General features: G+C 73.9%; 6 protein-coding genes. 3 read left to right on the top strand and 3 right to left on the bottom strand.

Annotated features, from left to right (window positions below):
* Positions 1-873, top strand: an 873-nt coding sequence (locus ABWK99_RS12195; protein WP_372594973.1) for a glycerophosphodiester phosphodiesterase family protein, incomplete at its 5' end; no start/stop codon positions are given.
* On the opposite strand, the gene ABWK99_RS12200 is transcribed toward ABWK99_RS12195, so the two are convergent.
* Positions 845-1222, bottom strand: coding sequence for a DUF2249 domain-containing protein (locus ABWK99_RS12200; RefSeq protein ID WP_372594974.1), 378 nt, complete (start codon positions 1220-1222; stop codon positions 845-847). The genes ABWK99_RS12195 and ABWK99_RS12200 overlap by 29 nt on opposite strands.
* 81 nt (positions 1223-1303) lie before the next feature.
* On the opposite strand from ABWK99_RS12200, the gene ABWK99_RS12205 reads away from it, so the two are divergent.
* Complete coding sequence (locus ABWK99_RS12205) at positions 1304-2029, top strand: helix-turn-helix transcriptional regulator (protein WP_372594975.1); 726 nt, start codon at positions 1304-1306, stop codon at positions 2027-2029.
* Here the strand turns inward: ABWK99_RS12205 and ABWK99_RS12210 are convergent.
* Positions 2019-4682, bottom strand: coding sequence for a multicopper oxidase domain-containing protein (locus tag ABWK99_RS12210; protein WP_372594976.1), 2664 nt, complete (start codon positions 4680-4682; stop codon positions 2019-2021). The two genes, ABWK99_RS12205 and ABWK99_RS12210, sit on opposite strands and share 11 nt — an antisense overlap.
* On the bottom strand, positions 4679-5803 hold the full coding sequence (locus ABWK99_RS12215; protein WP_372594977.1) for a hypothetical protein: 1125 nt from the start codon (positions 5801-5803) through the stop codon (positions 4679-4681). The genes ABWK99_RS12210 and ABWK99_RS12215 overlap by 4 nt, the downstream gene beginning before the upstream one ends.
* A 155-nt stretch (positions 5804-5958) precedes the next feature.
* Between ABWK99_RS12215 and ABWK99_RS12220 the strand changes: the two genes are divergently transcribed.
* A partial coding sequence (locus ABWK99_RS12220) for a metalloregulator ArsR/SmtB family transcription factor (RefSeq protein ID WP_372594978.1) occupies positions 5959-6296 on the top strand: 338 nt, incomplete at its 3' end.

The following is a 6296-nucleotide window of genomic DNA, read 5'->3' on the forward strand; positions in this document are numbered from 1 at the left end:
AGCACCCTCCACCTTCCGCACCACGACCTTCCGCACCACGGCCTTCCGAGCAACGCCCTTCCGCACCACGGCCTTCCGCACCACGACCTCCCGAGCTACGGCGACCGGACGCCCGTCCTGGCGATCGCGCACCGAGGCGGGTCCGCCCTCGGCCCGGAGAACACCGTCCCGGCGTTCGAGCGCTCGCTCGCACTGGGCCTCGATCACCTGGAGACGGACGTCCGGGTGAGTGCCGACGGCGTCTGCGTGGCGTTCCACGACCGCGACCTCCGTCGCGTGACCGGGTCCCACGGACGGGTGGAGGACCTCAGCTGGGCGCAGATCTCCCGGCTCCGTGTGCTCGGCTCCGCCCCGGTCCCCCGGCTCGACGAGCTCCTGAGCGCGTGGCCGCAGGTGCGCTGGGTGCTGGACGTGAAGCAGCCCGCGGCGATCGACGCACTGCTCCGCACGGTACGTGCGACGGGGACGCAGCACCGGATCTGCCTGAGCGGCACCTGGGACCGGCACCTCGATGCCGCACGCGAGTCGCTGGGCCCGGCCGTGCGCAGCGCGATCGGGTGGGCGAGCCTCGGGCGGGTGCTCGCCGGCGGCACCCTGGGTGCGGGGTCGGCGGAGTTCGTCCATCTTCCGCTCCGGCTCGCGGGGCGCCGCCTTCCCGAGCCTCGGCTGCTCGCCCGCGCCCAGGCTCAGTCGTTGCGCGTCGTGGTCTGGGGCGTGGACACGGCCGAGCAGATGCACCGACTGCTGGACGACGGGGTGGACGGGATCATCACCGACCACCCCGACGTCCTGCGCGAGGTGCTGATCGCTCGCGGGGCCTGGGCCCCGGCGCGGGAGGGCCGGCTCAGCAGCAGTGGCCGGGTACCCGCGTGATCTGGATGCGGAAGATCTCCGGGCCCTGCGCGAGGTAGTCCCAGGTCAGCTGACCGGGCTCGCGCTCGGCGAGCTGGGCGCGCAGCGGCTTCGGGTCGTGGTCGTTGGCCAGGACGAGTGACTCGCCGGGCTCGAGCGCCGCGACCGCAGCGATGATGGTCGCGTGCCGCACCGAGCGGTCGAGCAGTCGGGCGTCGAGATCGGTCGCGAGGACCTCGGCGCGCTCGGCGACGGCCTCGCCGCCGGCACCGCAGCCACACCCTCCGCAGCCGCAGCCGCCGGACCCCGCCTGCTCGGCCTGCTCGGTGGGCGCCGTGGGCTCGGCGGTGACGATGGGCAGCATGTCCATGAGGGCTCCTGGGTGTCGGCCGCCGGCGACGCCGAGCGAGTCCTGTTTGTTTTTACTACGTCAACGGTGGAAACTGCAACTGTGCCCGACGCCCGTCCCCGCCGCCGCGCCCCCGGCGCCCGCCGCGCCGAGCTGCTGCACCTTCTCGAGGAGCACGAGGGCGACGGCCTCGCGATCTCCGAGCTCGCCTCCGCGACCGGGCTGCACCCCAACACGGTGCGCGCGCATCTCGAGGTGCTGGTCCGCGAGGGCCGAGCACGCCACCACACGGACCCCCGACCCGTTCCGGGGCGCCCCCGCGAGCTCTACCTCTCCGACGGGACGGCGCCCGGATCGCGCAACTACGAGCTCCTCGCCCGGCTGCTCGCCGGGGAGCTCGCCGCACTGAGCCCCGATCCGGCGGCGAGCGCCGTGGCCGCGGGACGACAGTGGTCCGAGCACCACGGCAGCCCCTCGGGGCCGCCCCCCGCCCTCGACCCGTCCGGCGCGCGGGACTCCGTCGCCGATCGGCGCGACGAGCTGGCACCCGTGCTGCGCATGCTCCGCACCACCGGCTTCGCCCCGGCGCTCTCCGCAGACGGCGCCGCTGTCGAGCTCCACCACTGCCCCTTCCGCGAGCTCGCGGAGGAGCAACCCGAGATCGTCTGCGGAGCGCATCTCGGCCTGATCCAGGGGACCCTGGCGCGGATCGGCGCGGGGGTGACCGCCACGGCGATCCTGCCCTTCGTCGAACCGGGTCTGTGCCTGGCGCGCCTCGAGGCACCGGCGGGCGAGGCCAGCGACGCGGCGCCGCACCTCAGTCCGTGACCTCCAGCACCCCGTGCGCCCCGCGCTCGGCGTCGACCATGAGGTGCGAGACGATCGGGTAGTGCCCGGCCTGCGGGGGCACGAGCTCGACGAAGCCACCCTGGGCGGGGAGCAGGCCCAGCACCTGGGACCCGCCGGTCGCGCTCGAGGCAGGAGCGTCCGGCCCACCCAGCTGATAGGCACCCTCGAAGAAGACCGTGTCGAACTGGCCGCCCACGACGTGGAAGGCGCTCGACCGGTTCGGCCCGACGTCGAGCACCCAGATCCGCACCCGGTCCCCCACCGAGGCGACCAGCGGGTCATGGTCGTACTGGTTCGCGTGGCCGTTGAACACGACCGCATCCGGCTGCTCAGCGGCGACCTTCGCCGCATCGGCGATCCCACCCTGGGCGCCCAGGTAGAGCTCGGACTGCACCACCAGGTACTCACGGTCCACCTCGGGCAGCCCCGGCGGGTCGATGACGACGGCTCCGAACATCCCGTTCGCGATGTGCAGGGACATCGGCATCGTCGAGCAGTGGTACATCCAGATGCCGGACCGCGTGGCGGTGAACGTGTACGTCAGCGACTCACCGGGGCCGATGGTGCGCATCGGCTCGTCCGGTGCGAGCGCGCCCGCGTGGAAGTCGATCGAGTGCCCCAGGCTCCCGTCGTTGACCAGCGTGAGGACGAAGGTGTCACCGACGGCCCCGCGCAGGGTGGGCCCCGGTGCCGTCCCCCCGAAGGTCCACAGCATCTGGGTCACGCCCGGCGCCACCTCGACCTCCTTCTCGACCACCGGAAGGGTCAGCCGGTGCACCGTGCCCGCAGGGGCAGGGCCGAGCACCGGATCGGCGGCAGCGAAGGCAGCCCCCGGGTCCGCCAGGAAGTCGAGGTCCAGGGCCGCAGAGGGCTCGCTCTCGCCGGCGGCCGTGACACCCGTCGCTCCGCTCGTCGAGCCGTCCATCTCATGGGAGTCCCCGTCGGACGACGACTCGGTCCCGGGCTCCGCGCCGACCACCACGACGGTGAAGACCATCCCCATCTGCCGGTGCCCGGCGACCGAGCACCACCCGTCCATCCCCCGACCCACCACGCCCACCTCGAGCAGGGCCGTGGCCCCGCCCGCGAGCCGCCCGGTGGTGGCGCCGGAGTCCAGGACGAGGTCGTGCACGGCGTCATCGACGTTGTGCACCCGCAGCACCAGCTCGTCGCCCGCGGCGACCTCGACGGAGTCGGGCACGAACCGCATGTCCCGGGCCTCGACGTCGACCGTGACCACGCGGCCGGTCGCCTCGACCCCGTGTGCCGCGGAGCTCCCGATACCGACGGCCGCGGGATCCGCCGCCACTCCACCGGCCACGACCAGGGCCAACGCTGCGACCGCCGCGAGCGCGGGACCGGCAGGGCGACGTGGTTGGACGAGGAGCTCGACCGGCGGCAGAGCGGGACCCTGCACCGCGGGATCGCCCGTGGCGCGGTCCCGCTCACGCCGCGAGAGGACGGCGGAACGCAGCACCAGCACAGGCGTCGCCATGAGCGCACCGAGAACGAGGACGGACATCCCCACCCGCACCAGGCTCGGCACGGGCAGCAGGTACGCCAGCAGTCCGCCGTTGGTCAGCACCAGCCGCGCCGTCCCACCCCGTTCGGCAGCTGCCCGTGCCGCGCGCACCACGCTCGGGCCCCCGCCCAGCACCGTCGGGACCAGGTGCGTCAACGCCCCGAGCAGCACCTGAGCGGCGAAACCCACGGTCAGCGGCCCGAGCAGCGACCCGATGCTCGTGGCGGCCGCGTCCCAGGTGGGAGCGACGAGCAGGAGGACGGCCCACCAGGCGACGGTGGTCACGAGCCACAGCCAGGCGAGGCCGACCGATCGCGAGGCGAAGGTCTCCGGTGCCCGACGGCGTGCCTCGTCGACCAGCGGCCACGAGGCGCGCAGCAGGCCGAGCAGGTAGCCGATCAGGCCGGCCCCCGCCAGGACCTGGATCCCGCTCCACGCCCCCGCCAGGACCAGCAGCAGGCCCGCGGCGAGCACCGGGAGCCCGTGACGCGCGGCCGTCGTGGCGTCCTGAGCCAGCTGGACCCGCAGCATCGTCGGCCAGAGGGTGACCATCGTGCCGACGACCGTCAGCCCCACCCATCCGAGCATCATCACGGCGACGTGCGCGACGTAGGCCTGCGCCGCCTGAGGACCCGCGGTGTCGGAGCGCGCGAGGAGCACGCCGAGCGCCACGCCGACGGGCAGCGTGAGGCCGGCCGCGACGAAGTACCAGGCGGTGAAGCCCAGCCGGACCCCGAGGGCACCCCGACCGAGTCGGGCGAGGGTCACCGCATGCCACAGGACGGTCAGCGCGACGCCGGCTCCCCCGGCCGCCACGAGCCAGGACTGCCCGGCGACCATCCCGGTCACGACGGCGAGCGCGGCCACGGAGTGCACGCCGAGGCGCACCGCCTGGCCCGTGCGACCCCCGGGCAGGGGCCTGCGACGCACGGCCTCGGCGAAGTGCGCGCTCCAGACGAGGACGGCCGTGCTCACCGCGCCGAGCAGCAGCAGATGCACCAGGAGCCACTCGGACATCGGCACCCAGCGGTGGGCGAGCGCCACCAGGGCGGCCGCGAGGAGCCACAGGAGGACGAGGCTGTTGACTCGTCGGTGCCAGGTGGCTCTCATCGGGCGCCTTCCGGATCGGGGGTCGGGAGCGGGGTCACGGCCCCGGCGCGGGCCCGCCGACGCCCAGCAGCCCGGCGGGCGCCGACGATCCCGGCCCGGGCGGCCAGGACGACGAAGGTCAGCACAGCCACGACGTTCAGCGCCCCACCGACCTGCAGGGCCCAGGTCGCACCCCACAGGTCACCCCCTGCCACGCGCAGCAGCAGGGATACGTGCAGCAGGACGACGGGCACGCCGAAGGCCGGGCTGTACGGCAGCGGCGTGCCGAGCACGGCAGGCAGGATCACCGGCGCGTGGGCCATGATCATCGAGAGGGTGAACCCGAGGAAGACGGCGTGGACCACCGCGTCGTACCCGGGCCCGTCAGGGACGAAGCCGACGAGCAACCAGATGCCGCCGGCGACCAGGAGCCAGGCGTACCCCGCCAGGAGGCACCACGCCATGTAGCGCGGAAGGCCCGTGGAGCGCACGAGCCGGCGCGCGACGTCGATGACCAGCAGCCGCGTGACGAGCGCCAGCAGGGCAAGGCCGAGCAGCGGATGGCCCACCTCCGACCACAGCGTCGCGGCCGCCACGGCGGCCAGCACCGTGGTGCCGAGTGCGAGCACTCCCCGCTCGGTCCCCGCGGTGAGCGAGCCGACCCGCGCGAGCTCGAGCCGCTCCCCTGCGATCGTGAGCACCAGGAAGCCTGCGAACCACGGGAGGACGGTCGCGACGGGCACGCCCGCCCACCACAGCAGCGCGGAACCGAGGGCCAGGACCGCACCGAGCACCTGCAGGGCGAGCGCCTCGGACTCCTGGCGACGCCACAGGGCTCGGTAGACGCCCACCTGGGCGAGGGCCCCGAGGACGAAGAGCCCCTGTCCGACCGCCATCGGCGCAGGGGACAGCAGGGCGAGCGCGCCCAGCCCGAAGGCGGCGGGTGCGAGGAAGCCGGCAGGGGCCGCCAGTGCGACGGCCCGTTCCAGCGCGATGACCGTCCCGACGAACCCGAGGACGAGCAGCGCCCCATGGACCTCCGGGAGCCGATCCAGGGTGAGCGGTGCAGGCACCCCGAGCAGCAGCAGTGCGGCGTCGAGGCCTGCGAGGAGGGCGATCCCGGCAGGCAGGAGGAACGCCATGCGCACCGGGGTTTTCACGTAAACAACAGTAGAAACCCACCGTCTGCCCAGGTGGGACGTAGGTCCCGGATCGAGCGCAGGTCACTGCCGACCGCACGCCAACATCGACGAGCATCTATGGTGACAGTCGTCGATCCTCGCTCTAGCCTGGGGCCATGTCCCCCACGAGCCTCCCGCTGGTCGAGCCGGCCTGCTGCGCGCCGCTCACGCAGGCACCGCTGTCGGCCGACGAAGCCCTCGTCCTCGCCGCCCGGCTCAAGGCGCTGGCCGATCCGGCGCGCCTCCGCCTCGTCTCCTTGCTCGCCGCGAGCACCGGAGGCGAGGCCTGCGTCTGCGACCTCACCGGACCGTTGGGACTCTCGCAGCCCACGGTCTCCCACCACCTCAAGGTGCGGCACCAGGCAGGGATCCTCACGCGTGAGAAGCGGTCCACCTGGGCCTACTACGCCGTCGTGCCCGCGGCCCTGGCCGCGCTCGCGCTGGTGCTGACCCC

This window comes from Actinotalea sp. (assembly GCF_041597215.1).
Taxonomy (GTDB): domain Bacteria; phylum Actinomycetota; class Actinomycetes; order Actinomycetales; family Cellulomonadaceae; genus Actinotalea.